Origin of the sequence: Pseudomonas simiae (assembly GCF_000934565.1) — a bacterium.
GTDB classification, from domain to species: domain Bacteria; phylum Pseudomonadota; class Gammaproteobacteria; order Pseudomonadales; family Pseudomonadaceae; genus Aquipseudomonas; species Aquipseudomonas simiae.
Genome location: NZ_CP010896.1, coordinates 4,712,365 through 4,736,973, shown reverse-complemented (window position 1 = coordinate 4,736,973; position 24,609 = coordinate 4,712,365). Strand labels below are relative to the sequence as shown.

Annotated in this window: 22 protein-coding genes, 4 tRNA genes and 1 riboswitch; of the genes, 17 read left to right on the top strand and 9 right to left on the bottom strand. The window is 59.6% G+C overall.

Features of this window, described 5'->3' with window-relative positions:
• The first annotated feature begins 294 nt into the window (after window positions 1-294).
• From PF1751_RS21465 to astE, 7 genes are all read left to right on the top strand, one after another.
• Window positions 295-1,515 carry an aspartate aminotransferase family protein gene (locus tag PF1751_RS21465; RefSeq protein WP_010208316.1) on the top strand — a complete coding sequence of 407 codons (1,221 nt, stop codon included), beginning with the start codon at window positions 295-297 and terminating at the stop codon, window positions 1,513-1,515.
• Window positions 1,516-1,760: 245 nt separating this feature from the next.
• Window positions 1,761-2,780 carry an arginine/ornithine succinyltransferase subunit alpha gene (gene aruF, locus PF1751_RS21460; RefSeq protein WP_003175655.1) on the top strand — a complete coding sequence of 340 codons (1,020 nt, stop codon included), beginning with the start codon at window positions 1,761-1,763 and terminating at the stop codon, window positions 2,778-2,780.
• Between the two features lie 51 nt (window positions 2,781-2,831).
• Window positions 2,832-3,857 carry an arginine N-succinyltransferase gene (astA, locus tag PF1751_RS21455; RefSeq protein WP_010208317.1) on the top strand — a complete coding sequence of 342 codons (1,026 nt, stop codon included), beginning with the start codon at window positions 2,832-2,834 and terminating at the stop codon, window positions 3,855-3,857.
• A complete protein-coding gene (gene astD, locus PF1751_RS21450; RefSeq protein WP_162484839.1) occupies window positions 3,854-5,323 on the top strand; it encodes a succinylglutamate-semialdehyde dehydrogenase in 1,470 nt (489 codons plus the stop codon). The genes astA and astD overlap by 4 nt, the downstream gene beginning before the upstream one ends.
• A gap of 152 nt (window positions 5,324-5,475) precedes the next feature.
• Window positions 5,476-6,822: an N-succinylarginine dihydrolase gene (gene astB / locus PF1751_RS21445; RefSeq protein ID WP_010208320.1), complete on the top strand. Its 1,347-nt coding sequence runs from the start codon at window positions 5,476-5,478 to the stop codon at window positions 6,820-6,822.
• A 39-nt stretch (window positions 6,823-6,861) separates the two neighbouring features.
• On the top strand, window positions 6,862-7,152 hold the full coding sequence (locus tag PF1751_RS21440; protein WP_003214319.1) for a hypothetical protein: 291 nt from the start codon (window positions 6,862-6,864) through the stop codon (window positions 7,150-7,152).
• 11 nt (window positions 7,153-7,163) lie between these two features.
• On the top strand, window positions 7,164-8,168 hold the full coding sequence (gene astE, locus PF1751_RS21435; protein ID WP_010208321.1) for a succinylglutamate desuccinylase: 1,005 nt from the start codon (window positions 7,164-7,166) through the stop codon (window positions 8,166-8,168).
• Window positions 8,169-8,197: 29 nt separating this feature from the next.
• On the opposite strand, the gene PF1751_RS21430 is transcribed toward astE, so the two are convergent.
• Both PF1751_RS21430 and PF1751_RS21425 read right to left on the bottom strand, forming a co-directional pair.
• The gene (locus PF1751_RS21430) at window positions 8,198-9,742 is read right to left on the bottom strand and encodes a M91 family zinc metallopeptidase (protein WP_052806518.1); all 1,545 of its coding nucleotides are present in this window, start codon (window positions 9,740-9,742) and stop codon (window positions 8,198-8,200) included.
• Between the two features lie 172 nt (window positions 9,743-9,914).
• The gene (locus PF1751_RS21425; RefSeq protein WP_010208324.1) at window positions 9,915-10,421 is read right to left on the bottom strand and encodes a 6,7-dimethyl-8-ribityllumazine synthase; all 507 of its coding nucleotides are present in this window, start codon (window positions 10,419-10,421) and stop codon (window positions 9,915-9,917) included.
• A gap of 96 nt (window positions 10,422-10,517) precedes the next feature.
• Window positions 10,518-10,687: riboswitch (FMN riboswitch) on the bottom strand.
• A gap of 189 nt (window positions 10,688-10,876) precedes the next feature.
• Here PF1751_RS21425 and ltaE point away from each other — a divergent pair.
• The 8 genes from ltaE to mgtE all read left to right on the top strand — a co-directional run bounded on the left by ltaE (window position 10,877) and on the right by mgtE (window position 18,616).
• Window positions 10,877-11,881: a low-specificity L-threonine aldolase gene (gene ltaE, locus PF1751_RS21420; RefSeq protein ID WP_029529053.1), complete on the top strand. Its 1,005-nt coding sequence runs from the start codon at window positions 10,877-10,879 to the stop codon at window positions 11,879-11,881.
• A 146-nt stretch (window positions 11,882-12,027) separates the two neighbouring features.
• Window positions 12,028-14,646, top strand: a complete 2,619-nt coding sequence (gene alaS, locus PF1751_RS21415) for an alanine--tRNA ligase (protein WP_010208326.1) — start codon at window positions 12,028-12,030, stop codon at window positions 14,644-14,646.
• A gap of 95 nt (window positions 14,647-14,741) precedes the next feature.
• Window positions 14,742-15,983 (top strand): aspartate kinase, encoded by a 1,242-nt coding sequence (locus PF1751_RS21410; RefSeq protein WP_010208327.1) that lies wholly within the window; start codon window positions 14,742-14,744, stop codon window positions 15,981-15,983.
• Window positions 15,984-16,157: 174 nt separating this feature from the next.
• A complete protein-coding gene (gene csrA, locus PF1751_RS21405) occupies window positions 16,158-16,346 on the top strand; it encodes a carbon storage regulator CsrA (RefSeq protein ID WP_003175645.1) in 189 nt (62 codons plus the stop codon).
• 62 nt (window positions 16,347-16,408) lie between these two features.
• A tRNA-Ser gene (locus PF1751_RS21400) sits at window positions 16,409-16,499 on the top strand.
• A gap of 108 nt (window positions 16,500-16,607) precedes the next feature.
• Window positions 16,608-16,684, top strand: a tRNA-Arg gene (locus tag PF1751_RS21395).
• A 72-nt stretch (window positions 16,685-16,756) separates the two neighbouring features.
• A tRNA-Arg gene (locus tag PF1751_RS21390) sits at window positions 16,757-16,833 on the top strand.
• Between the two features lie 340 nt (window positions 16,834-17,173).
• Window positions 17,174-18,616 (top strand): magnesium transporter, encoded by a 1,443-nt coding sequence (gene mgtE, locus PF1751_RS21385; RefSeq protein WP_010208332.1) that lies wholly within the window; start codon window positions 17,174-17,176, stop codon window positions 18,614-18,616.
• A gap of 102 nt (window positions 18,617-18,718) precedes the next feature.
• Here mgtE and PF1751_RS21380 read toward each other — a convergent pair whose 3' ends face one another.
• The 3 genes from PF1751_RS21380 to PF1751_RS21370 all read right to left on the bottom strand — a co-directional run bounded on the left by PF1751_RS21380 (window position 18,719) and on the right by PF1751_RS21370 (window position 19,849).
• Window positions 18,719-19,045, bottom strand: a complete 327-nt coding sequence (locus PF1751_RS21380; protein WP_003175643.1) for an Arc family DNA-binding protein — start codon at window positions 19,043-19,045, stop codon at window positions 18,719-18,721.
• Between the two features lie 386 nt (window positions 19,046-19,431).
• Window positions 19,432-19,611, bottom strand: coding sequence for a PA3371 family protein (locus tag PF1751_RS21375; protein WP_042571985.1), 180 nt, complete (start codon window positions 19,609-19,611; stop codon window positions 19,432-19,434).
• 10 nt (window positions 19,612-19,621) lie between these two features.
• Window positions 19,622-19,849: a hypothetical protein gene (locus PF1751_RS21370; RefSeq protein WP_010208335.1), complete on the bottom strand. Its 228-nt coding sequence runs from the start codon at window positions 19,847-19,849 to the stop codon at window positions 19,622-19,624.
• A gap of 325 nt (window positions 19,850-20,174) precedes the next feature.
• Here PF1751_RS21370 and PF1751_RS21365 point away from each other — a divergent pair.
• Together PF1751_RS21365 and PF1751_RS21360 are read left to right on the top strand one after the other, a co-directional pair.
• Window positions 20,175-20,251 (top strand) — tRNA-Arg (locus tag PF1751_RS21365).
• Window positions 20,252-20,520: 269 nt separating this feature from the next.
• Window positions 20,521-21,906: an MFS transporter gene (locus PF1751_RS21360; protein WP_044287731.1), complete on the top strand. Its 1,386-nt coding sequence runs from the start codon at window positions 20,521-20,523 to the stop codon at window positions 21,904-21,906.
• A gap of 60 nt (window positions 21,907-21,966) precedes the next feature.
• On the opposite strand, the gene PF1751_RS21355 is transcribed toward PF1751_RS21360, so the two are convergent.
• From PF1751_RS21355 to flgA, 4 genes are all read right to left on the bottom strand, one after another.
• Complete coding sequence (locus tag PF1751_RS21355; protein ID WP_010208338.1) at window positions 21,967-22,716, bottom strand: flagellar brake protein; 750 nt, start codon at window positions 22,714-22,716, stop codon at window positions 21,967-21,969.
• A 96-nt stretch (window positions 22,717-22,812) separates the two neighbouring features.
• A complete protein-coding gene (locus tag PF1751_RS21350; protein ID WP_010208339.1) occupies window positions 22,813-23,283 on the bottom strand; it encodes a flagella synthesis protein FlgN in 471 nt (156 codons plus the stop codon).
• Window positions 23,284-23,331: 48 nt separating this feature from the next.
• The gene (gene flgM / locus PF1751_RS21345; protein ID WP_010208340.1) at window positions 23,332-23,655 is read right to left on the bottom strand and encodes a flagellar biosynthesis anti-sigma factor FlgM; all 324 of its coding nucleotides are present in this window, start codon (window positions 23,653-23,655) and stop codon (window positions 23,332-23,334) included.
• A 141-nt stretch (window positions 23,656-23,796) separates the two neighbouring features.
• Window positions 23,797-24,561 (bottom strand): flagellar basal body P-ring formation chaperone FlgA, encoded by a 765-nt coding sequence (flgA, locus tag PF1751_RS21340; RefSeq protein WP_031290637.1) that lies wholly within the window; start codon window positions 24,559-24,561, stop codon window positions 23,797-23,799.
• Window positions 24,562-24,609 lie beyond the last annotated feature (48 nt).

Below are 24,609 nucleotides of genomic sequence, written 5' to 3'. Positions count from 1 at the left end.
CGTGATGAACAGGCGCAGTAGCAGAACAATTTCGGCCAGTCGGCCGGAGGTAGATAGATAGCCGGCTGCCGATTACATTGCCGCTATCCTGCCCCACCACCTGCCGCTGGGACACGCGAGCGTTTAAACTGCGCCATTGCGACGCTATTTGTCGCATTGGCGTAAACCCGCCAAAATCGCGGGTTGGCGCTATAAGAAGTTGTCGCTTGGCGGCAAGGCCGCGCTGAAAACTGTCCTTACAATCCCTGCATCGCCCGCCAGTTCCAGGCAGGCGTTCCTCTTCAGGAGACTCCGATGTCCGTTGAGCAAGCCCCGGTGCAACGTGCCGATTTCGACCAGGTCATGGTGCCTAACTACGCACCGGCTGCATTCATCCCTGTGCGTGGCGAAGGTTCGCGCGTATGGGACCAGGCGGGTCGCGAGCTGATCGACTTTGCCGGCGGCATCGCGGTCAACGTATTGGGCCATGCCCATCCGGCGCTGGTCGGTGCGCTGACCGAACAGGCCCACAAGCTGTGGCACGTCTCCAACGTCTTCACCAATGAGCCGGCCCTGCGCCTGGCCCACAAGCTGATCGACGCCACCTTCGCCGAGCGTGTGTTCTTCTGCAACTCCGGCGCCGAGGCCAACGAGGCCGCGTTCAAGCTGGCCCGTCGCGTGGCGTTCGACCGTTTCGGCAGCGAGAAATACGAGATCATCGCGGCGCTCAACAGCTTCCATGGCCGTACCCTGTTCACCGTCAACGTCGGTGGGCAGTCCAAGTACTCCGATGGTTTCGGTCCTAAAATCACCGGTATCACCCACGTTCCTTATAACGACCTGGACGCGCTGAAAGCCGCCGTGTCGGATAAGACCTGCGCCGTTGTATTGGAACCGATCCAGGGCGAAGGCGGCGTGCTGCCGGCCGAACTGGCTTACCTGCAAGGCGCCCGCGACTTGTGCGACGCGAACAACGCGCTGCTGGTGTTCGACGAAGTGCAGACCGGCATGGGCCGCAGTGGCCACCTGTTCGCTTACCAGCACTACGGCGTGACCCCGGACATCCTCACCAGCGCCAAGAGCCTGGGCGGTGGTTTCCCGATCGCGGCAATGCTCACCACCGAAGCGTTGGCCAAGCACCTGGTGGTCGGCACCCACGGCACCACCTACGGCGGCAACCCGCTGGCGTGTGCGGTGGCCGAGGCGGTGATCGACGTGATCAACACCCCTGAAGTGCTGGCCGGCGTGAATGCCAAGCACGACCTGTTCAAGGCGCGCCTGGAGCAGATCGGCAAGCAGTACGGTATCTTCACCGAAGTGCGCGGCATGGGCCTGCTGCTCGGTTGCGTGCTGAGCGACGCGTTCAAGGGCAAGGCCAAGGACGTGTTCAACGCGGCCGAGAAAGAAAACCTGATGATCCTGCAAGCCGGCCCCGACGTGGTGCGTTTCGCGCCGAGCCTGGTGGTGGAAGACGCGGACATCAAGGAAGGCCTGGACCGTTTTGAACGTGCTGTGAAGGCGTTGACGCAAGCCTGATGGACCGATCGGCGCCTGGTAATCCCGGTGCCGAACACAAATTTTGTATGCCGGATCCCTTGGTTGGAACGGTGGAGATCAAATGTGGGAGCGGGCTTGCTCGCGAATGCAGTGGTTCAGTCACCTCAAATGTTGAATGACACAGCGCTTTCGCGAGCAAGCCCGCTCCCACACTTGACCTCACCGTTTTCAAGATCGTGTCCGGCATTTTTTCCTGTGAGTTTTTCGAGTTAAGGAGTGACACCATGCTGGTGATGCGCCCCGCGCAAATGGCTGATCTGGGCGAGGTACAGCGTCTGGCTGCGGACAGCCCGATTGGTGTCACCTCCTTGCCGGACGATGTGGAACGACTGAGCGACAAGATCGCCGCCAGCGAAGCATCCTTCGCCGCAGAGGTCAGTTTCAACGGCGAAGAGAGTTATTTCTTCGTGCTCGAAGACACCGAGACCGGCAAGCTCGCCGGCTGCTCGGCCATCGTCGCCTCGGCTGGCTACTCGGAACCCTTCTACAGCTTCCGTAACGAGACCTTCGTGCACGCCTCCCGCGAGCTGAAGATCCACAACAAGATCCACGTGCTTTCCCAGTGCCACGACCTTACCGGCAACAGCCTGCTCACCAGTTTCTACGTGGTGCCGGAGCTGGTGGGGTCGCCGTGGTCGGAACTCAATTCCCGTGGCCGCCTGCTGTTCGTCGCCAGCCATCCCGAGCGCTTTGCCGACTCTGTGGTGACCGAGATCGTCGGCTACAGCGACGAGAACGGTGACTCGCCGTTCTGGGACGCCATCGGCCGCAACTTCTTCGACCTCAATTACGCCGCCGCCGAGCGCCTGTGCGGGCTGAAAAGCCGCACCTTCCTCGCCGAATTGATGCCGCATTACCCGATCTATGTGCCGCTGCTGCCGGACGAAGCCCAGGAAGCCATGGGCCAGGTACACCCGCGTGCGCAGATCACCTTCGACATCCTCATGCGTGAAGGCTTCGAGACCGATCACTACATCGACATCTTCGACGGTGGCCCGACGCTGCATGCACGGGTCTCGGGCATTCGCTCGATTGCCCAGAGCCGCGTGGTGCCGGTGAAGATCGGTGAGATGGTCAAGGGTGTCGGCCGCCAGTATCTGGTGAGCAACGCACAGTTGCAGGATTACCGCGCGGTGATGCTGGAGCTGGACTATGCGCCCGGCAAGCCGGTGACGTTGGACCTCGCAGCGGCCGAAGCCCTGGGTGTTGGCGAAGGCGCGAGCGTGCGCCTGGTAGCGGTTTAAAAAGAGAGTTTCGCGGGTGGCTGACAACAGCGGCCCGTCTGAGGAGATAGCATGATCGTTCGTCCCGTACGCAGCAGCGATTTACCGGCCCTGATTGATCTGGCGCGCAGCACCGGCACTGGCCTCACCACCTTGCCGGCCAACGAGGAGCGCCTGACCCATCGGGTAGGCTGGGCCGAGAAAACCTTTCGCGGCGACGCCGGGCGTGGTGATGCCGACTACCTGTTCGTGCTGGAAAACGACGAAGGTCGCGTGGTGGGGATTTCCGCCATCGCCGGCGCCGTTGGCCTGCGTGAACCCTGGTACAACTTCCGGGTCGGCCTGACGGTCAGCGCCTCCCAGGAGCTGAATATCTACCGCGAGATCCCGACGCTGTTCCTGGCCAACGACCTCACCGGCAATTCCGAGCTGTGTTCGTTGTTCCTGCACGCAGATTACCGCACCGGCCTCAACGGCCGCATGCTGGCCAAGGCACGTCTGCTGTTTATCGCCGAATTCCCGCACCTGTTTGGCAACAAGATCATCGCCGAGATGCGCGGTGTGTCTAACGACGCCGGGCGTTCGCCGTTCTGGGAAAGCCTGGGTCGGCACTTCTTCAAGATGGAATTCAGCCAGGCCGATTACCTCACCGGTGTGGGCAACAAGGCGTTTATCGCCGAGCTGATGCCGAAGTTTCCCCTGTACAGCTGCTTCCTGTCCGAAGACGCGCGCAATGTGATCGGCAAGGTCCACCCGGACACTGAGCCCGCCTTGAGCATGCTCAAGAGCGAAGGCTTCAGCTACCAGGGCTATGTCGACATCTTCGACGCGGGACCTGCGGTGGAGTGTGAAACCACCAAGATCCGCGCCGTGCGTGACAGCCAATCGCTGGTGCTGGCCATCGGCACGCCGGGGGACGATGCCACGCCGTTCCTGATCCATAACCGCAAGCGTGAAGAGTGCCGCATTACCGCCGCACCGGCCCGTCTGGCGGCAGGCACGCTGGTGGTCGATCCACAGACCGCCAAGCGCCTGCAACTGGTGGTGGGTGATCAAGTGCGTGCCGTTCCGTTGTCCGCTGCTCGGGAGTCGAAATAATGAATTCGTTGTATATCGCAGGGAGCTGGCTGGCCGGCCAGGGTGAACTGTTTGAATCGCGCAACCCGGTGACCCAGCAGGTGCTGTGGGCCGGCAATGGCGCCACCGCCGAGCAGGTCGAATCCGCTGTGCAGGCCGCACGCCAGGCGTTCCCTGCGTGGGCCAAGCGTCCGCTGGAAGAGCGCATCAGTGTGCTGGAGGCCTTCGCTGCCACCCTGAAAAGCCGTGCCGACGATATCGCCCGTTGCATCGGGGAAGAAACCGGCAAGCCGCTGTGGGAGTCGGCCACCGAAGTCACCAGCATGGCGAACAAGATCGCGATCTCGGTGCAAAGCTACCGTGAGCGTACCGGCGAGAAGAGCGGCCCCCTGGGCGACGCCACTGCGGTGTTGCGCCACAAGCCGCACGGTGTGGTGGCAGTGTTTGGCCCGTACAATTTCCCAGGCCACTTGCCGAACGGGCATATCGTCCCGGCGTTGCTGGCGGGCAATACCGTGCTGTTCAAGCCGAGCGAGCTGACCCCCAAGGTTGCCGAGCTGACCGTGCAGTGCTGGGTCGAAGCCGGGTTGCCGGCAGGCGTATTGAACCTGCTGCAAGGCGCGCGGGAAACCGGCATCGCGTTGGCGGCCAACCCAGGTATCGACGGGTTGTTCTTCACCGGTTCCAGCCGTACCGGCAATCATCTGCATCAGCAATTCTCCGGGCGTCCGGACAAGATCCTGGCCCTGGAAATGGGCGGCAACAACCCGCTCGTGGTCGACGAAGTGGCCGACGTGGATGCAGCGGTCTACACCATCATCCAGTCGGCGTTTATCTCTGCCGGCCAGCGCTGCACCTGTGCGCGCCGCTTGCTGGTGCCGGAAGGCGCCTGGGGCGACGCATTGCTGGCGCGCCTGGTGGCGGTCAGCTCGACCATCGAGGTGGGCGCATTTGATCAGCAACCCGCGCCGTTCATGGGCTCGGTGATCTCCCTCGCAGCGGCCAAGGCCTTGATGGACGCTCAGGAACTGATGTTGGCCAATGGCGCCGTGGCGCTGCTGGAGATGACCCAGCCCCAGGACCAGGCCGCGTTGCTGACCCCTGGCATCATCGACGTGACCGGCGTCACCGAGCGCGAAGACGAGGAGCTGTTCGGCCCGTTGTTGCAGGTGATCCGCTACGCTGATTTTGAAGCGGCGATTGCCGAGGCCAACAACAGCCAGTACGGCCTGGCCGCTGGTTTGTTGTCGGACTCCGAAGCGCGCTACCAGCAGTTCTGGCTGGAAAGCCGCGCCGGTATCGTCAACTGGAACAAACAGCTGACCGGCGCCGCCAGTACCGCGCCGTTCGGTGGGGTGGGGGCGTCGGGCAACCATCGCGCCAGTGCGTATTACGCCGCGGATTACTGCGCGTACCCGGTGGCCTCGCTTGAGACCCCGAGCCTGGTATTGCCAGCCACGCTGACCCCGGGCATAACACTGGTCTAAAAATGTGGAAGCGGGCTTGCTCGCGAATGCGGTCTGTCAGTTGATGTATGAGGTGACTGGTGCACCGCTTTCGCGAGCAAGCCCGCTCCCGCATTGGATCTGTGGTGTGCTGAAGATTGCCTATAAAAACAGATGTTCGTGGAGCCTCGCCGATGAAATCCTATGAAGTCAATTTTGACGGTCTAGTGGGGCCGACCCATAACTACGGCGGCTTGTCCTTCGGCAACGTCGCGTCCCAGAGCAACAGCCAACAGCATTCCAACCCCAAGGAAGCGGCGTTGCAGGGCCTGCAAAAGATGAAAGCCCTGATGGACATGGGCTTTGTCCAAGGTGTGTTGGCGCCTCAGGAACGTCCTGATGTGGCTGCCTTGCGCAACCTGGGTTTCAGCGGCAGCGACGCCCAAGTGATCCAGCAGGCGGCCAAGGATGCGATGCCGTTGCTGGTCGCGAGCTGCTCGGCGTCGAGCATGTGGGTAGCCAACGCCGCCACCGTCAGCCCAAGTGCCGACACCTTTGACGGGCGCGTGCATTTCACCGCCGCCAACCTCAACTGCAAGTACCACCGCAGCATCGAACACCCGACCACCAGTCGCGTGCTGGGGGCGATGTTTGCCGATGATAAACACTTCGCCCACCACGCCGCGTTGCCGGCCGTGGCGCAATTCGGTGATGAAGGCGCGGCCAACCACACACGCTTCTGCCGTGAATATGGCGAGGCGGGCGTCGAATTCTTCGTGTTTGGTCGTAGCGCGTTCGATCCCCGTTACCCGGCGCCGCAGAAATACCCTGCTCGCCAGACGCTTGAGGCGTCTCAAGCCGTCGCACGTTTGCATGGCCTGAAAGATGACGGCGTGGTGTACGCCCAGCAGAACCCGGCGGTGATCGATGCCGGTGTGTTCCATAACGACGTGATCGCAGTGGGTAACGGTGAAGTGCTGTTCTATCATGAGGATGCCTTTCTCAATACCGAACAGATGCTCGCCGAACTGCAAGGCAAACTGGGCAAGTTGGGCGGTAACTTCCAGTCCGTCTGCGTACCCCGCGCTCAGGTCAGTGTCGAAGACGCGGTACGTTCCTACCTGTTCAACAGCCAGTTGCTGAGCCGCGCCGACGGCTCGATGCTGCTGATCGTGCCGGAAGAATGCCGCGCCAACGAGCGCGTCTGGCAGTACTTGCAAAGCCTGACCGCGACCGGTGGCCTGATCCGTGAAGTGAAGGTGTTCGACCTCAAGCAAAGCATGCAGAACGGCGGTGGCCCGGCGTGCCTGCGTTTACGTGTGGCGTTGAATGAAACGGAACTGGCGGCGGTGAATCCAGGCGTTATCATGACCGCGCCGTTGTACGACACGCTCACCCAGTGGGTCGACAAGCACTACCGCGACAGCCTGCGCGAAACCGACCTGGCAGACCCGCAATTGCTGTTGGAGTGCCGGACGGCATTGGATGAACTGACGCAAATCCTTAAACTGGGCTCGGTTTATCCTTTCCAGATCAATTAACGCCACCTTCTTTTACGACCTATGGCTGAGAGCTAATTTATGACCACCGACACCCTGAAACTGATTCTTGAAGACACCGACGGCACCCAGCTGGAAACCTCCTGCACCCGCGTCGCCGTGGTCTGGCAGGGCAAGGAAATCTGGATCCAGCACGATGGCCGTGGCCAACTGCTGATCGGCGTGGACGTGGAAGAAGGCGATGCCGAGTACGCCAACCTGCTGATGCGTCCACTGGCCACCAACCTGATGAGCCTGCAACTGGAAATGGAACCGGCCGACGTTGAAGGTGATGACGACGATCACGTCCACGGCCCAGGCTGCAACCACTAAGGAAGCTGCGTATGCTCGCCCTTGGCAAACTGCTTGAACTGACCCTCGCCGGTCGCGAACCGGCGCAAAAAATTCAACTGACTGTCGACGGCGTGCAGATGCGCTGGCTCAGCGAGGGCGCGCTTGAAGTGCGCCCGCCTGAGGCGAAGGACAACGGCAGCGACCTGCTGCTGTCGTCCGGCATCCATGGCAACGAAACCGCGCCGATCGAGCTGCTCGACCGCCTGTTGCATGGCATTGCCCGAGGGGAGATCAAGCCCCGCACCCGTATTCTGTTCCTGTTCGGCAACCCTGAGGCCATGCGCCGCGGCGAGCGTTACCTCGAACTGGACGTCAACCGGCTGTTCAACGGCCGTCATGAAAAAAACATCGGTCCCGAAGCCATGCGCGCCGCCGAGCTGGAGCAATTGGCCCGCAGCTTCTTCAGCCTGCCTGGCCGTTCGCGCCTGCATTACGACCTGCACACCGCCATCCGTGGCTCGAAGATCGAACAGTTCGCCCTGTACCCCTGGAAGGACGGTCGCCAGCATTCTCGCCACCAGTTGGCACGCCTGAACGCTGCCGGCATGCAAGCGGTGCTGCTGCAGAACAAGACCTCGATCACCTTCACTGCGTTTACCTATGAGCAACTCGACGCTGAGGCCTTTACCCTGGAACTGGGCAAGGCGCGGCCGTTCGGGCAGAACCAGGGCGTGGACGTCTCTCGCCTGGAAACCCGCCTGAAGCAGCTCATCGAAGGCACCGAGCCCGAAACCGAGAGTCTGGATGGCCTGCAACTGTTTGCCGTCTCCCGTGAAGTCATCAAGCACAGCGATGCCTTCCTGATGCACCTGCCCGCCGATGTCGAAAACTTCTCGCCGTTGGCCCAGGGCTACCTGTTGGCCGAAGACGTGGCCAAGACCCGCTGGGTGATCGAGGAGGAGGGTGCGCGCATTATCTTCCCCAACCCGAAGGTGAAGAATGGCTTGCGCGCGGGCATCCTGATTGTGCCGACCACCGAGGCAGGCCTGGCTTAAAGCGCATGCCTGGACGATGAGCGCAGGTTTCAGAGGGTGTAGTGCTCACTCAGCAAGCGCGGCGGCAAGCCCAACTCCCTGCGCAAGCCGTTCTCGCTGAACGGTTCGGGGTTGGTCGTGGTTGGGGCGGTGGCCGGGTCGTTATCGAAGTCGAACGGTTCGGCGGACGTTGGCAGGCCCAGGGCTTGAAGTTCTTCGTTGGAAACCTGAATACGTGCTTGGTTGCCGTCCGCGGCCGCCTCACTGAACCCGTGCAGTCGCGTGCCGGTAATGTGGTTATACGCGTGGCATAGCTGGTGGAACAGCGCGATGATGCTGGGTTGATGGGAGCGGGTGTCAGTGGTGTTCAACCCTATTTGCCCTCCATAAGAGGGCGTGCCTGGATGGCCATTCTCTATAAACGCACCGTCGCGGGTCGCGGGGTCAGCGCTGAACCTGGTGGATGGCGTGCCACTGAGCTCATTGATCGCAACCGGGATACCACTCTCGAGCGCCGCCCTCTGCAGCACGGCCAGCAGTTGTCGGCCGGTCGGGGAAGTGTTCAGCAGCCGCAGGTCATCGTTGATGCGCTCAACGAACTGCGGGCTACCTACGACCGTCACTCCGCTCTCCTGGATATTCCCGGGCTCGACCTGAAGGTTGCCCGTCGCCGGTTCGCCAGGGGCAAACGCGTTCAGTCTGTCCCACTCCTCTGATGAGGTCGGGAACTTGATGGACAGCTCGGTCAGGAGGCTGTGGTACGTCATGTCATCAGGCTTGAGCAAGGTGACTTCATTCCTTCCTTCACCGGCAAAAATGACGTTGGTAGCGTCGCCGGCTTCGATGTGGTCGTCGCCTGGGCCGCCACTGAGAATGCTGTGGCCGTGGCCGCCGATGATGAAGTCATTGCCGTCGCCACCATCGATGAAGGAGGCGCCGGCGGCGACTATTTCATCGTCCCCTGGACCACCATACGCAGTGATGTTGGCATCAAACTTCGCCAGGATCATATCGTCGCCGGGGCCGGTTTCGATATGGCTCGACCCTTGGAAGACCGTCACGCTGTCATGACCCGGTCCGGTAGAAATGTTGGCAAGGGGAGCAGTGCTGATCACAAAGTCGTTGCCTTCGCCGGTGTCAACGATGACGGGGTTTTCGATCCTGTCATCGATCTGCACAACGTCTGAGCCGCCCTGAGTGATGAACACCAACGCCTGATCCCGGGTGGCGGGGATGATGCAGTACTTAGCGTCATTGACTTCAAGCGTGACGGTCGTGGACGGCAGCGCGGTGTGTGAGCGGTTGACGGCAATCGTGTGAATCGCCCCCGCTTCGGGCACATACTTTCGCAGAACAATGACGTCATCGTGGTCCTGCGTGGTGACTATCAGTTGATCCGCATCTGCGCTCATCCTGCGTTCGATTGTCAGTTGGTTGCTCGAATGCAGCAGCACCTCAATGCTCTCCTGTGCCTCAGGATGCTCGTTATTGATGGGGGGGACAGGTCCCTGCCCCCAGGCTCCCCCATGAATGATCTGGAATCCCTGGGCGGTTATCTGGTTTATTTCCAGTTCGTATTGGCCTGCAATGGTCATGCGAAGATCTCCCTATCTAACAAGTAATGTCGCCGGTACGGCGCGTCAGCGTTACTAAATAGAAAAGCGCAGGGGGCAGGGGGGTAATTAATTAGTGCGAAGCCAGACCCCAATAAAAAAAACGCCCCGGCAAGAGCACTTGCCGGGGCGTTTCTTTGACGGGCTGAGGGGGTCAGACGGCCAGTTTTTGCTCACTGCGACGGATCGCGCGCACCTTGTGCAGCGTGTCGGCGCAGGTACGTGCAGCTTCCTGGCCTTTGTGCACAAAGTGCTCGTAGAAGAAGGTCTGGTGTTCGCTGCCGGCGTGGAAGTGATGCGGGGTCAGGGACACCGAGAACACCGGCACTTCGGTTTCCAGCTGAACCTGCATCAGGCCGCTCACCACCGATTGGGCAACGAATTCGTGGCGGTAGATGCCACCGTCGACCACCAGTGCGGCAGCAACGATGCCGGCGTAGCGACCGGTCTTGGCAAGCAGCTTGGCGTGCAGGGGCATTTCAAAGGCGCCGCCGACTTCGAAGAAATCGATGTCCGATTCCTGGTAGCCCTGGGCGATCATTTCGGCGAGGAAGCCTTTGCGCGATTGGTCGACAATATCCTTGTGCCAGCAGGCCTGGATAAACGCGACGCGCTCGCCGTGGTGGTTTTTGCTTTTGCTATCGATTGCGGTAGGTTGCATGTTCTGACTCCTGTTTAAGAAAAAAACAGGGCGTTATGAATCGAATGGGATTTAAGGGTACGCGAACACAATAGGTGCGCGGCCCTTAGGTGCCAATCCCGTTCTCTCTTCATCCGGACTATGACCGTCGGCCCCGGGATCACACCGGGTCTGCTGACCTTGCCGCCGTCCTGCATGAGCAGTTCGAGGCGCCAAGCGCTCGCGGGCTATACACATTGCGTGTAATTACCGCCGGTGGGGAATTGCACCCCGCCCTGAGAACGTTGCCGCCAGAACCCTGGCGGCGGAGAGTTTTTAACATGGTTTTTCAAAAACTGCACGATCGCTGTATCGATAAGCTATATCGGTTTGTTTGGTTGGTATTCGATTGAGCAACGATGGGGCTTGATATTCCGAGGCTTTGCCCGCAGTAATCATCGATACAAGAAATTTAATACTTCTCAGAGGCTTGTTTCATGTCTGTGATCGACCTGCGCAGCGACACCGTGACCCAACCCACCCCCGGCATGCGGGACGCGATGGCCACCGCCGTCAGCGGCGATGACGTGTATGGCGAGGACCCCAGCGTCAATCGCCTCGAAGCCGAACTGGCCAAGCGCCTGGGCTTTGCCGCCGCCTTGTTCGTGCCGACGGGCACCATGAGCAACCTGTTGGCGTTGATGGCCCACTGTGAGCGCGGCGAGGAGTACATCGTCGGTCAGCAGGCCCATACCTACAAATACGAAGGCGGTGGCGCGGCGGTGCTCGGTTCGATCCAGCCGCAACCACTGGAAGTGCAGGCCGATGGTTCGCTGGACCTGGACCAGGTGCTCGCGGCGATCAAGCCCGACGACTTCCATTTCGCCCGCACCCGTTTGCTGGCGCTGGAAAACACCATGCAAGGCAAGGTATTGCCGCTGGATTACCTGGCAAAGGCGCGGGCGTTCACCCGTGAGCATGATCTGGCCCTGCATCTGGATGGTGCGCGGCTCTACAACGCGGCGGTCAAGCTGGGGGTGGATGCGCGCGAGATCGCCCAACATTTCGATTCGGTGTCGGTGTGCCTGTCCAAAGGCCTGGGCGCACCGATTGGCTCGGTGTTGTGCGGTTCCACGGCGTTGATCGCCAAGGCCCGGCGCCTGCGCAAGATGGTGGGTGGTGGCATGCGCCAGGCCGGTTCACTGGCGGCGGCCGGGTTGTACGCCTTGGATCATCAGGTTCAGCGTCTTGCGGAGGATCACGCCAATGCCCACTGGCTGGGCGACGCCCTGCGCCAGGCCGGTTATGAGGTGGAGCCCGTGCAGACCAACATGGTCTATGTGCAGATCGGTGACCAGGCCCAGGCCTTGAAGGCGTTTGCCGCCGAACGCGGGATCACGTTGAGCGCCGCCCCGCGCCTGCGCATGGTCACGCATTTGGATGTCAGTCGGGCGCAGATCGAGCGCGTCGCGCAGACATTCGTCGAATTTTCGCGGAAATGACAGTGCAGACCGTCTAATTGAACGTTTCAATCGTATAAACACGCTGTACCACCGGCAAAGGGCCGATATAATGCGGCCCTTTGCCGTCGCTCCGTCTGATGATGTTGCGCACTGGCCTTTGGCCGCAGCCTCCGTGGAAGAACCTAATGAAAAGCGCAGAAATCCGTGAAGCCTTCCTTCGCTTCTTCGAAGAGCAAGGTCACACCCGTGTCGCCTCCAGCTCCTTGATCCCAGGCAATGACCCAACCCTGCTGTTCACCAACGCGGGGATGAACCAGTTCAAGGACTGCTTCCTGGGCCAGGAAAAGCGCGCGTACACCCGCGCCGTCAGCAGCCAGAAATGCGTCCGCGCCGGTGGCAAGCACAACGACCTGGAAAACGTCGGCTACACCGCCCGTCACCACACTTTTTTCGAAATGCTCGGCAACTTCAGCTTTGGCGATTATTTCAAGCAAGACGCGATCAACTTCGCCTGGACCTTCCTCACCGGCGTGCTGAAGCTGCCCAAGGAAAAACTCTGGGTTACCGTCTACGCCAGCGATGACGAGGCCTACGACATTTGGACCAAAGAAGTCGGCGTGCCGGCTGAGCGCATGGTGCGCATCGGTGACAACAAAGGCGCTCCATACGCCTCCGACAACTTCTGGACCATGGGCGATACCGGCCCGTGCGGCCCTTGCACCGAGATCTTCTACGACCACGGCGCCGACATCTGGGGCGGCCCACCGGGCTCGCCAGAGGAAGACGGCGACCGTTACATCGAGATCTGGAACAACGTGTTCATGCAGTTCAACCGCACCGCCGACGGCGTGTTGCATCCGTTGCCAGCGCCGTCGGTGGATACCGGCATGGGCCTGGAGCGGATCAGTGCGGTGATGCAGCACGTGCATTCCAACTACGAGATCGACCTGTTCCAAAGCCTGCTGGCCGCGGCGGCCAAGGCCATTGGTTGCACCAATGAAGACCAGGCCTCGCTGAAAGTCGTGGCTGACCATATCCGGTCCTGCGGCTTCCTGATTGCCGACGGCGTGCTGCCGTCCAACGAAGGCCGTGGCTATGTGCTGCGTCGCATCATCCGTCGTGCTTGCCGTCACGGTAACAAGCTGGGTGCCAACGGCAGCTTCTTCTATCAGATCGTCGCGGCCCTGGTGGCCGAGATGGGCGAAGCCTTCCCGGAACTCAAGCAGAACCAGGCGCATATCGAGCGCGTGCTCAAAGCTGAAGAAGAGCAGTTCGCCAAGACCCTGGAACAGGGCCTGAAGATCCTTGAACAGGACCTTGCCAACCTGCAAGGCTCCGTCGTGCCGGGCGACGTGGTGTTCAAGCTCTACGACACCTACGGTTTCCCGATGGACTTGACCGGCGACATCGCCCGTGAACGCAACCTGACCCTCGACGAGGAAGGTTTCGAACGCGAGATGGAAGCCCAGCGTGTGCGCGCACGTTCGGCCAGCTCGTTCGGCATGGACTACAACAGCCTGGTCAAGGTTGACGTGGCCACCGAATTCACCGGCTACAAGGCCACCCGTGGTGCGGCCAAAGTGGTTGCTCTCTATAAGGAAGGCCAGTCGGTCGACGTATTGAACGAAGGGGATGACGGCGTGGTGGTTCTGGACCAGACGCCGTTCTACGCCGAGTCCGGTGGCCAGATCGGCGACTGCGGTTTCCTTGAAGCCTCGTCCGGACGTTTTGACGTACGCGACACCACCAAGACGGGCGGCGCGTTCCTGCACCACGGTGTGTTGGCGTCGGGCAGCCTGACCGTCGGTTCGCCGGTCGAGGCGCAAGTGGACGCCGATGTGCGCCACGCCACCTCGCTGAACCATTCGGCCACGCACTTGCTGCACGCCGCGCTGCGCCAGGTACTGGGCGAGCACGTCCAGCAGAAAGGGTCGTTGGTCGACAGCCAGCGCCTGCGCTTCGACTTCAGCCACTTTGAAGCGATCAAGCCGGAGCAGATCAAGGCCCTGGAAGACATCGTCAACGCCGAGATTCGCAAGAACACCGCAGTCGAAACCGAAGAAACCGATATCGAGACCGCCAAGGCCAAGGGCGCCATGGCGCTGTTCGGCGAGAAGTACGGCGACAGCGTGCGCGTATTGAGCATGGGCGGCGATTTCTCGGTAGAACTGTGTGGCGGTATCCACGCCAACCGTACCGGCGACATCGCCCTGCTGAAGATCGTCAGCGAAGGTGGCGTGGCGTCCGGTGTGCGTCGTATCGAGGCAGTCACCGGCGCTGCGGCCCTGGCCTACCTCAATGCGGCTGAAGAACAACTCAAGGAAGCGGCCAGCCTGGTCAAGGGCAGCCGCGACAACCTGATCGACAAACTGTCCGCTGTGCTGGAGCGCAACCGCGCGCTGGAGAAACAGCTGGAGCAGTTGCAAGCCAAGGCGGCCAGCGCGGCAGGCGACGATCTGTCGGCTTCTGCGGTGGACGTCAAGGATGTGAAAGTCCTGGCTGCACGCCTGGACGGTCAGGACGGCAAGGCGCTGTTGGCTTTGGTCGATCAGTTGAAGAACAAGCTCGGCCGCGCAGTGATCCTGCTCGGCGGTGTCCATGAGGATAAGGTCGTTCTGGTTGCCGGCGTAACCAAGGACCTGACTGGCCAACTCAAGGCCGGTGATTTGATGAAGCAAGCCGCCGCGGCAGTGGGCGGGAAGGGCGGTGGTCGTCCGGACATGGCGCAAGGCGGTGGTGTCGACGCCGGTGCCCTGGACGCAGCCCTGGCCCTGACCGTGCCATTTGTCGAGGCAGGTATTTAAGGCATTGTTAACCGGCCCGTGATCTAGTCACGGGCCTGTTCGGTGCTGGTTGATTGAATATTAGGCGCCCCTTTACGGGCTGAGGCGGCTTAGAAATGGCTTTGATCGTACAGAAATTTGGAGGCACCTCGGTCGGCTCTGTCGAAAGAATCGAGCAGGTGGCCGACAAGGTTAAGAAATTCCGCGATGCCGGCGACGACCTGGTGGTGGTGCTGTCGGCGATGAGCGGCGAGACCAATCGCCTGATCGATCTGGCCAAGGCAATCAGTGGTGATCAACAGCCGCTCCCGCGTGAGCTGGACGTGATCGTGTCCACCGGCGAGCAGGTGACCATCGCCTTGCTGGCCATGGCGCTGAACAAGCGCGGTGTGCCGGCGGTGTCCTACACTGGCAGCCAGGTACGCATCCTTACCGACAGCGCGCATACCAAGGCGCGCATTCTGCAGATCGACGATCAGAAAATCCGTACGGATCTGAAAGCCGGTCGCGTGGTAGTGGTAGCGGGCTTCCAGGGTGTGGACGAGCAGGGCAACATCACCACCCTCGGCCGTGGCGGTTCGGACACCACCGGCGTGGCGCTGGCAGCGGCGCTCAAGGCCGATGAATGCCAGATCTACACCGATGTGGACGGTGTCTACACCACTGACCCGCGTGTGGTGTCCGTGGCTCAGCGCCTGGACAAGATCACCTTTGAAGAGATGCTGGAAATGGCCAGCCTCGGTTCCAAGGTTTTGCAGATCCGTGCGGTGGAATTCGCCGGCAAGTACAACGTTCCGCTGCGCGTATTGCACAGCTTCAAAGAGGGTCCGGGCACCCTCATTACTATTGATGAAGAGGAATCCATGGAACAGCCGATCATTTCCGGTATCGCTTTCAACCGTGATGAAGCCAAGCTGACTATCCGTGGCGTGCCGGACACCCCGGGCGTGGCGTTCAAGATCCTGGGCCCGATCAGCGGCGCGAACATTGAAGTCGACATGATCGTGCAGAACGTTTCGCACGATAACACCACCGATTTCACCTTCACCGTGCACCGCAACGAGTACGATGCGGCGGAGCGGATCCTGCAGAACACGGCGAAGGAAATCGGCGCCCGTGAAGTGGTCGGCGATACCAAGATTGCCAAGGTGTCGATCGTGGGTGTGGGCATGCGTTCCCATGCCGGCGTTGCCAGCCGTATGTTCGAAGCCCTGGCCAAGGAAAGCATCAACATCCAGATGATCTCCACTTCGGAAATCAAGGTCTCGGTGGTGATTGAAGAGAAGTACCTGGAACTGGCTGTACGCGCGCTGCATACCGCTTTTGAGCTGGACGCTCCGGCCCGACAGGGCGAGTGACGAAGTGCCAGAAAGGCGCGGTTTACCGCGCCTTTCCTTTTTTTGTAGGGCGCATGTTCTTTTGCGTGCGCTCGACAATACTTAGGCGGTAGGGCTATGGCCTTTGGGTTGTAGGTCGAAGGCCTTTTTTTTGCAGACTGTTGTTCCTGAACTGAAATGCGTGAGGAGAAAGGTATGCTGATTCTGACTCGTCGTTGCGCAGAAAGCCTGATTATCGGTGATGGCGAAATCACCGTGACCGTGCTCGGCGTCAAAGGCAATCAAGTGCGTATCGGGGTTAACGCTCCGAAAGAGGTGGCGGTACACCGCGAGGAAATCTACCTGCGGATCAAGAAAGAGAAGGACGAAGAACCAAGCCTTTAATTTTTATCGTTTTTTATGTTTGCAAACGGGGATGAACGTGGTTAATATACGCCCCGTGTTGCGGAGAGCTGGCCGAGTGGCCGAAGGCGCTCCCCTGCTAAGGGAGTACACCTCAAAAGGGTGTCGGGGGTTCGAATCCCCCGTTCTCCGCCATTATTTGCTTAGTACGTTGCAATCTGGTTTTTTCGGTAAGTTGTTGAAACTAAACGAAAAAATAGCTTTACATAGAGATTGAACGGCCTATAATGCGCGGCAACAAATGCACTCGTAGCTCAGCTGGATAGAGTACTCGGCTACGAACCGAGCGGTCACAGGTTCGAATCCTGTCGAGTGCACCATTTAAGAGTCAGTTGCAGCAATGCAGGTGATTCGGTTACAACCAGTTGTGATCTGGTCTAAAAACACAATCTGCACTCGTAGCTCAGCTGGATAGAGTACTCGGCTACGAACCGAGCGGTCACAGGTTCGAATCCTGTCGAGTGCACCATACAAACAAAAAGCCCGCCTAGTGCGGGCTTTTTGCCGTCTGGGGTTTGTGTAGGATTTTTCGTTTTTCTCTCGCCTCCATGTGTTTTCCTTCCGCACTGCGTCGTCGCAGTTCATAGATGCAGCCAATGCTCAGCTTTGGCTCGCAAGCGCTTGTTCTTTCCAGTTTTTTGACGTTTAAAGTGGCCGGGCGGTGTATCATTGCGCCCGTCAGCCCCGCCGGGGCTTGTGGAATACCTCCATGGACTTACCCAGTAGTTACTCAGTACCCCGTTTTACCAATCATGAATTGACTGATTGATCCTTCCGGCGTGCCCCGCTGCTGGGAGTGGAGTTCGCCTATGACCGAAGTAGAAGTAAAGAAAACACAAGAAAGCCTGCAGGATCGCCTGGCTCAAGTCATCGAGCTGCTGCAGCGCCAGCGTGTGGTCGAAGACCTTACGCATCGCCAGGATGGCCCGAACAACAACCTGGTCGAAAACCTGGTTCACCGGCAAAACCTCGTTGAGCTGCAACGCAAGCTCGACGACCTGCACTCTGCCGACGTCGCCTACATTCTCGAAGCCTTGCCGCTGGACGATCGACTGACCCTCTGGCAGTTGGTCAAGGCCGATCGCGACGGCGACATCCTGCTCGAAGTATCCGACTCGGTCCGTGAAACCCTGATCGCCGACATGGACGATCACGAGCTCTTGGCGGCGGCCAGGGAGATGGACGCCGACGAACTGGCTGACCTGGCCCCCGAACTGCCCCGTGATGTTGTCCATGAGCTGATGGAAGCCCTCGATGGCCAGCAGCGTGAGCGTGTGCGCTCCGCGTTGTCCTACGACGAGGACCAGGTCGGCGCCCTGATGGACTTCGAGATGGTCACCATCCGCGAAGACGTCAGTTTGGAAGTGGTCTTGCGTTACCTGCGTCGTCTCAAAGAGTTGCCGGGTCATACCGACAAGCTGTTCGTGGTCGATTACGAAGGCATTCTCAAAGGCGTGTTGCCGATCAAGCGCCTGCTGGTCAACGACCCTGAGAAGAAAGTGGCCGACGTCATGGCCAGCGACCCGGTGAGTTTCCATCCGGATGAAGACGCGTACGAGGCTGCTCAGGCGTTTGAGCGTTATGACTTGATCTCGGCGCCGGTGGTGGACAAGAACGGCAAGCTGATCGGTCGTTTGACCATCGATGAAATGGTCGACCTGATTCGTGAAGAGAGTGAGACCGAAGTCCTCAACATGGCAGGTTTGCGTGAAGAGGAAGATATTTTTGCCTCGGTTTGGCGTTCCCTGCATAACCGTTGGGCGTGGCTGGCCATTAACCTGATCACTGCCTTCATCGCGTCGCGGGTTATTGGACTGTTCGAAGGTTCGATCGAGAAGCTGGTGGCGCTCGCAGCGCTCATGCCGATTGTGGCCGGGATCGGCGGCAACTCGGGTAACCAGACGATTACCATGATTGTGCGTGCCATGGCGCTGGACCAAGTGAGTACGGCGAACTCGTCGCGCCTGCTGCGCAAAGAGTTGGCGGTCGGCCTGATCAACGGCCTGGTGTGGGGTGGCGTGATCGGTGTGGTGGCCTACTTGCTGTATGGCAGTTGGTCGCTCGGCGTGGTGATGACCGCCGCCATGACCCTCAACCTGCTGTTGGCCGCGCTGATGGGGGTGTTAATCCCGATGACCCTGGCCCGCCTTGGACGCGACCCGGCAATGGGCGCCAGTGTGATGATCACGGCCATGACCGACAGTGGTGGCTTCTTCATCTTCCTCGGCTTGGCAACGATCTTCCTGCTCTGATTCCATCCAGCGGGGGCAAATCTGCCCCCGCTTCACACCCTTTTCCCGAATGGCATGCAAAAAAAAGCCAGCACATGGCTGGCTTCGGCTTTCAGTTGCAAATCAATTGGCTTCTGCGGCCGCCTCAACGTCGTGCGCGATAAGCGAGACGAGAGCATTTTGCTGGCGGTGGGAGAGCTGACGAAAACGCTGCAGCAGTTCGCGTTCGTGCAGCGACAGCTCGGGGCTGTCCAGGCGCATGCTCAACTCGTCGCCCAGCGCACCTTCCTGAATGAGGCTTTGTTCCAGGCGCGCGATGATTTCGGAGTTCATGCTGCGGTGATGATTGCGAGCCACCTCGGCAATGCGTTCCCGCATTCCGTCTGGCAGACGTACGACGAACTTGTCAGCCGTACGGCTGGAATAAATTGCCTGTTTCAATGGGCGCATATATTTAACCGGTTAGTTCAGGGGAGCGGTTTTTGGAATTGGCCGCAAGATGAGTGTTAAGACAAGGCTCACGACCAAAGTTCAACCTGAATTGCAAAGAGGCCGCATCATGCCTCAGATTTGACATTTCCTTGGCGTCAATTCTGTGACAAATATTGAACTGCCTAAAGGCTTTATGCCAGCACTCATTTGCATTTTTGCGGACTGGTTGGAAAACTTTGCCACCCGTGAAGCTTCACGGGAACTTCCCTTAAGTCCATGCCACCACAGGGTTTGAGGCCGCACATCCTATAGCAAAGTGGCCTTTTGCCCTTAACTTTAAGACTAGTGGCAATTTGCCGATTAGCGAGGCTGAGGCGACATAAGGTAGGGGGAGAGGCAGGGCGTTAGCGCAGGACTGGATCGAATTTGATGCGTCGACCCATGATCAAGGTGAGCAGCGATAGGCTGGCGAACACGCCGCTGGCAATGAAGGCCGTCGTTTGGCTGTCTGAGGGTTCGGCGTTCAAGCCCAGAATGCCTGTTAGGGCGGTCAGGCACAAAAACAGCCAGGCAAATTTGTTCATCAGAGGTTCCTCAGAAAACCCAGTGTTCAGAAGCGGGTGCGGACTGAGTGTCTTGGGTCAGGCGTACAGGCGATTGCGCGGTCGGTGTCATCACCGCCAGTTGCGGGCGTTGTTGCAAGTGATGGGGCACTGCCTGGCTGATCTGTGCAGGATCGTTGCTGCCAGTCGATTGAAAGTGAAACATCAGCAATGCAGCCAAGGCTACGGTGTTGAGGGCTAACAGAAGGGCACTGTTCATGGTCATGTTCTCCGCTTAACGCCGTGGCTTATTGGGTTTGTAGGAGAACTGTTGCAGGTGTCGTGCCAATCTAATAACTCAATAAAATCAGATAGTTGAGTCTACTTTAAAGCACTGAAAGGTTGCAATTTGCAATGGTGGCGTTTTGGTGGAGTGCATTTTGCACGATAGGTTCAAGGGCCCGTGTTTCCGGGGCCGACTCACGATTAATCAGGCAGTTATCGGCCTACACTCAAAAAGCCCACGGACGACATGACAAAACCCACCTCGGCCGTTAACATGCACGCCGTCCGTCGCCACACTCACAGCGCGACGGCTGTCATTTGTCCCAGTAGCTCAATTGGATAGAGCATCCCCCTCCTAAGGGGAAGGTTGGCCGTTCGAACCGGCCCTGGGACACCAGATACAAGGCCCCGCACAGTTCCTTCTGGCGGGGCTTTTTTGTGGGCGCTTTCCGAAGATGAGTCGAACCTTGCCTGGGTTCTGGGTTCACACCACTGGCATCGTGTATTTATAGCAATCTGTGTATCCCGCGAGCAGCCGGACAGCGTCTGAGTCTTTAAGCAAAATAATCCCCGGAAACAGCGCCTACCGCCTGTCCGGACCCAGTTACCCCGGACTATCATGCCGATAGCCCTGTCTCTCACCGCAAGGAGCCGCTCGGAACGCCGATGCGCCAGATCTGGAAATCTTTTCGAGCCCTTTATTTCGCCTCCTTGATGATGCTGATCGGCTCCGGCCTGCTCAGTACTTATCTGGCATTGCGCCTGGCGGCCGACCACGTCGACAGCCTGTGGGTCGGTGCGCTGATGGCGGCCAACTATTTTGGCCTGGTTCTGGGCGGCAAGATCGGGCACCGCCTGATTGCCCGGGTCGGGCATATTCGTGCTTACGCCACCTGTGCCGGGATCGTCGGCGCGGCGGTGTTGGGCCACGGCCTGGTCGACTGGTTGCCGGCCTGGATCGTGCTGCGGGTAATCGTGGGCCTGGGCATGATGTGCCAGTACATGGTCATCGAGAGCTGGCTCAATGAGCAGGCCGACGCCAAGCAGCGTGGTGTGGTGTTCAGCGGCTATATGATCGCGTCCTACCTGGGCCTGGTGCTCGGCCAACTGATCCTGGTCATGCACCCTCAGCTCGGTCTTGAATTGCTGATGCTGGTCGCGCTGTGCTTTGCCCTGTGCCTGGTGCCGGTGGCCATGACGCGACGGATTCACCCGGCGCCTCTGCATCCTGCGCCGATGGAGCCGCGCTTCTTTATCAAGCGCGTGCCGCAGTCGCTGAGTACTGTGCTTGGGGCGGGGTTGATCGTCGGCTCGTTCTACGGTCTGGCGCCGCTGTACGCTTCTCAACAGGGCTTGACCACCGAGCAAGTGGGCCTGTTCATGGGTAGCTGCATTTTTGCCGGGCTGGTGGTGCAGTGGCCATTGGGCTGGCTGTCGGACCGCTATGATCGCGCGCTGCTGATCCGCTGCTTTGCCCTGTGCCTTGCAGTGGCGGCGTTGCCGCTGGCGATATTGACCCAGGTGCCGCTGGAAGTGCTGTTTGTCGCGGGCTTCGTCTGCTCCCTGGTGCAGTTCTGTCTTTATCCGCTGGCGGTAGCGTTCTCCAACGACCATGTGGAAGGTGATCGCCGTGTATCGCTCACGGCCATGCTGCTGGTGACCTACGGCGTCGGCGCCAGTATCGGGCCGTTGCTCGCCGGTGTGGTGATGAAGCTGTTCGGCAGCCAGATGCTGTATGCGTTTTTCAGCCTGTGTGCGTTGATCCTGGTGTGGCGTATTCGGCCCAAAGCGGTGACCAACCTGCATCAGGTGGACGATGCACCGTTGCACCACGTGGCGATGCCCGACAGCATGTCCAGCTCGCCGTTGGTAGCGGCACTTGATCCGCGGGTGGATGAGGCGGTGGTGCAGGAGCAAATGCAAACTGCGGTCCCGGAACCTGAGCCGGAAGCCGAGCCGGCCCCAGAAGTGGAGGAGCCACCCTTTGTCGGGCCGCCTGAGCCTGTGGGGCCAGACGAGCATCCTCACGACTTGAGCAGGGCGCGCCCCTGAATGCAAAACGGGCAGATCCCATCAGGATCTGCCCGTTTTTTTTGCCGCGATCGTTAAGTGTTAAAAATCGTCGTCTTTGTCGAAGCGACGTGCTTCGCGTTGCAGTTGGTACACGAACCGCTCGACCTGGCGCTGCACCAAGCCGCTCATGTTGTGGAAGCGCACGCCGGCGAAGGTCGTGTTGATCTTCTCTTCGAAATGCAGGTAACGCAGTTCGACAGCGGTGGTCATGCTGCCAAAGGGCAGGGCGGCGATAAAACGGTCATAGACCTGGCCCAGTTGCAGTCGCTCGGAGATATCCCCTTCAAAGCGCAATTTGCAGCCAGTGGCGGAAATATCCAGCAGCTTGCCGCTGATAGGCGCCTTGAGCTTCTCGCCACCCAGCTCGATGTTGACCAGTTGTGCCAGCTTCAAGGCGGCGCGGAAGGCATTGCGGCGCTGATGGTAGACCACTTCGTCGGGCATGTTGCCGGTGTAGATGCGGTGGCCGTCCTTTTCGCTGATGCTCAGGCTGCCGTTGCTTTCCCAGGCAACGCGTACACCCTCGTGGAAGCCTTCGATGCGGAAGGGTTCACCGTTTTCCAGGTAGCGTTCGCCGTCACGGGGGATCATTTCATCCAGGGCCAGGGTGCCGCTGTCCCGATTGACGTCCACCAGGTAGCTCTGGAAGCGCTGGCTGCGTTCATGGAAGGTGATGATCAGCGGGTCATGGCTGTCTTGCAGCATCCGCAAAGTGCTGGCGATTTCCAGAGGGGTGGTGAGGACCTTGGGTGGCTGCGGAGCATCTTCCGCATTAAGGGCGTTGAACACGGTTCTTCCATCTCCAGACAAAATACGACTACACGCAAGAGCGGGCATTTTGCCAGTATGTGGCGCGCCTTGGATAGGTCGCGCTGTAATCCGGCGTCAGGCTTGGCTGCGGGTGCTTGGCTTGACCAGGCGCGAGGTGGAGCCTTGAGCGTTGTAAAGCGCCGGGGGCTCGCCGCCGTGAAGTATGCGCAACTGGTTGGCGGTCGTGGCTTGCTGAAGCTGGATCGACTGACCGTTGAGCAGGTTGGCTTCCTGGCACTGGGTGAGCAATTGATTGAGTTCTTTGCTCTGGGCCAGCAATTGATCGCCAACCGTGGAGTGGCTGGCCAACTGTGCCAGGCCGTCATGGTCTGCCGGCAGGCCCAGGCTGGTCAGGATCTGGCTGCGTTTCTTGCCGTGCTGTTCCAGCAGGACAATCAGCGATTGCTTGCGCGCCAGGATTTCTTCCAACAGGGGCATGTCTCGGCCGTAGAGGGCCAGGGATTCCTCCCTGAGCAGCTCGAGCAGCTGTTGTGTCGGCGCTAGATCATCAATGATCAGTTGAAGCAGATTTTCGTCGTGATGCATGGCTGGCCTTGGGGTTTAAGCGTCCAAAAGCCCGGCGCAGGCCTTTGCCTAGCGCTCGGCTTCGAAATTAAGCAGCTTGCTGGCTACACGGTTGCTGTCGACTTGATAGCTGCCATCGGCGATTGCCTGTTTCAATTCGGCCACACGGGCTTTATTGACCACCGGTTGATCGCGCAGCGAGTCAGTGACCTTCTGCAACTGTTGAGCCTCATTGCTCAGGTGTACGGATTCCCCGCTCTGGCTGGCGCTGGCCTGTTCCGCCTTGGCAGGCAGTGGCTGGGCCTTGGCTTCTACGCTGTCCTTGGTGCCAGTAGCTCGCGTAGGGGCCGACGTGGTCGGGGTGTTATTTAAACGACTGAAATCGATGACCATGATCAAAAAACCTCTGGGTATTTGGACGCTTGCCATGTTTTCGGCCATACCCGGACAAACTTTAGGCGCGAATGACAATAAATCTCCGCACGGCACTTCTCATGCACAGTGTAGGAAAACCCAGCGTCCTGTACCAGTAATCTATAACGCGACCTCGACTTGCCCTGGGGCTGTCACCCGCGCTTTGATCACGCGGTTGGAATTGAGGTTCTTGACGCGAATCTGTTCGCTCATGCCGCCGTTGGACAGCGCTTCCCCCGGCATCTTCACTTGAAGCGCACCGCTGCTGGCGGAAATCACCACTTGGTCGCCCTTGCGAATCACCTCCGCTTGCTCAAGATGCACCAGAGTGAGGACTTGGTCAGTGACCACTGGTCGGGTCAATTTTTGCCCGATGGCCTGGTCGAGGGACGTCAGGTAGCCCTGGCTGATCATGCTGATGTCGCGTTCGCGTAGTACAACGTCCTCAAAATCGATGATCCCGGTGCGCTTGAGTGGGCGAGCCACTACCACTACATCACGGAACAGCTTCACCTGGGCCGGCACGAACACCGTCCAGGGCGAGGCGCCGTCGCAGCGCACCTTGACCGTCACCCGGCCAATCGGCTGAGCGGGGCTTTCCAGGGTGGCTGTCAATTCCTTGTCGCACTTTGGCATGCGCAAGCGCGGGTCCAGTTGGTTGACCTGGATTTCATAACGCCCCGGTGTCTGGGTGGTCGCCAGATAATCTTCTACAGTGAACTCAAGAAAGCCTTGGGTGACGCCGATAAGTAGATCAGGCAAGGTGACGTTGTCCGCACGGGCCGTAGTGCCCAGGCCTAGGGCAAGCAACACCAGCGGTGCGCAGAGCAATCTGCGAAACCGTGTCAGGATGGGGCGTCGGGAAACTGTCGTTTTAATATCCATGACCAATAAATAGCAAAGGCCGTGCCGTTTAGCGTTGGTGCGCGTCAC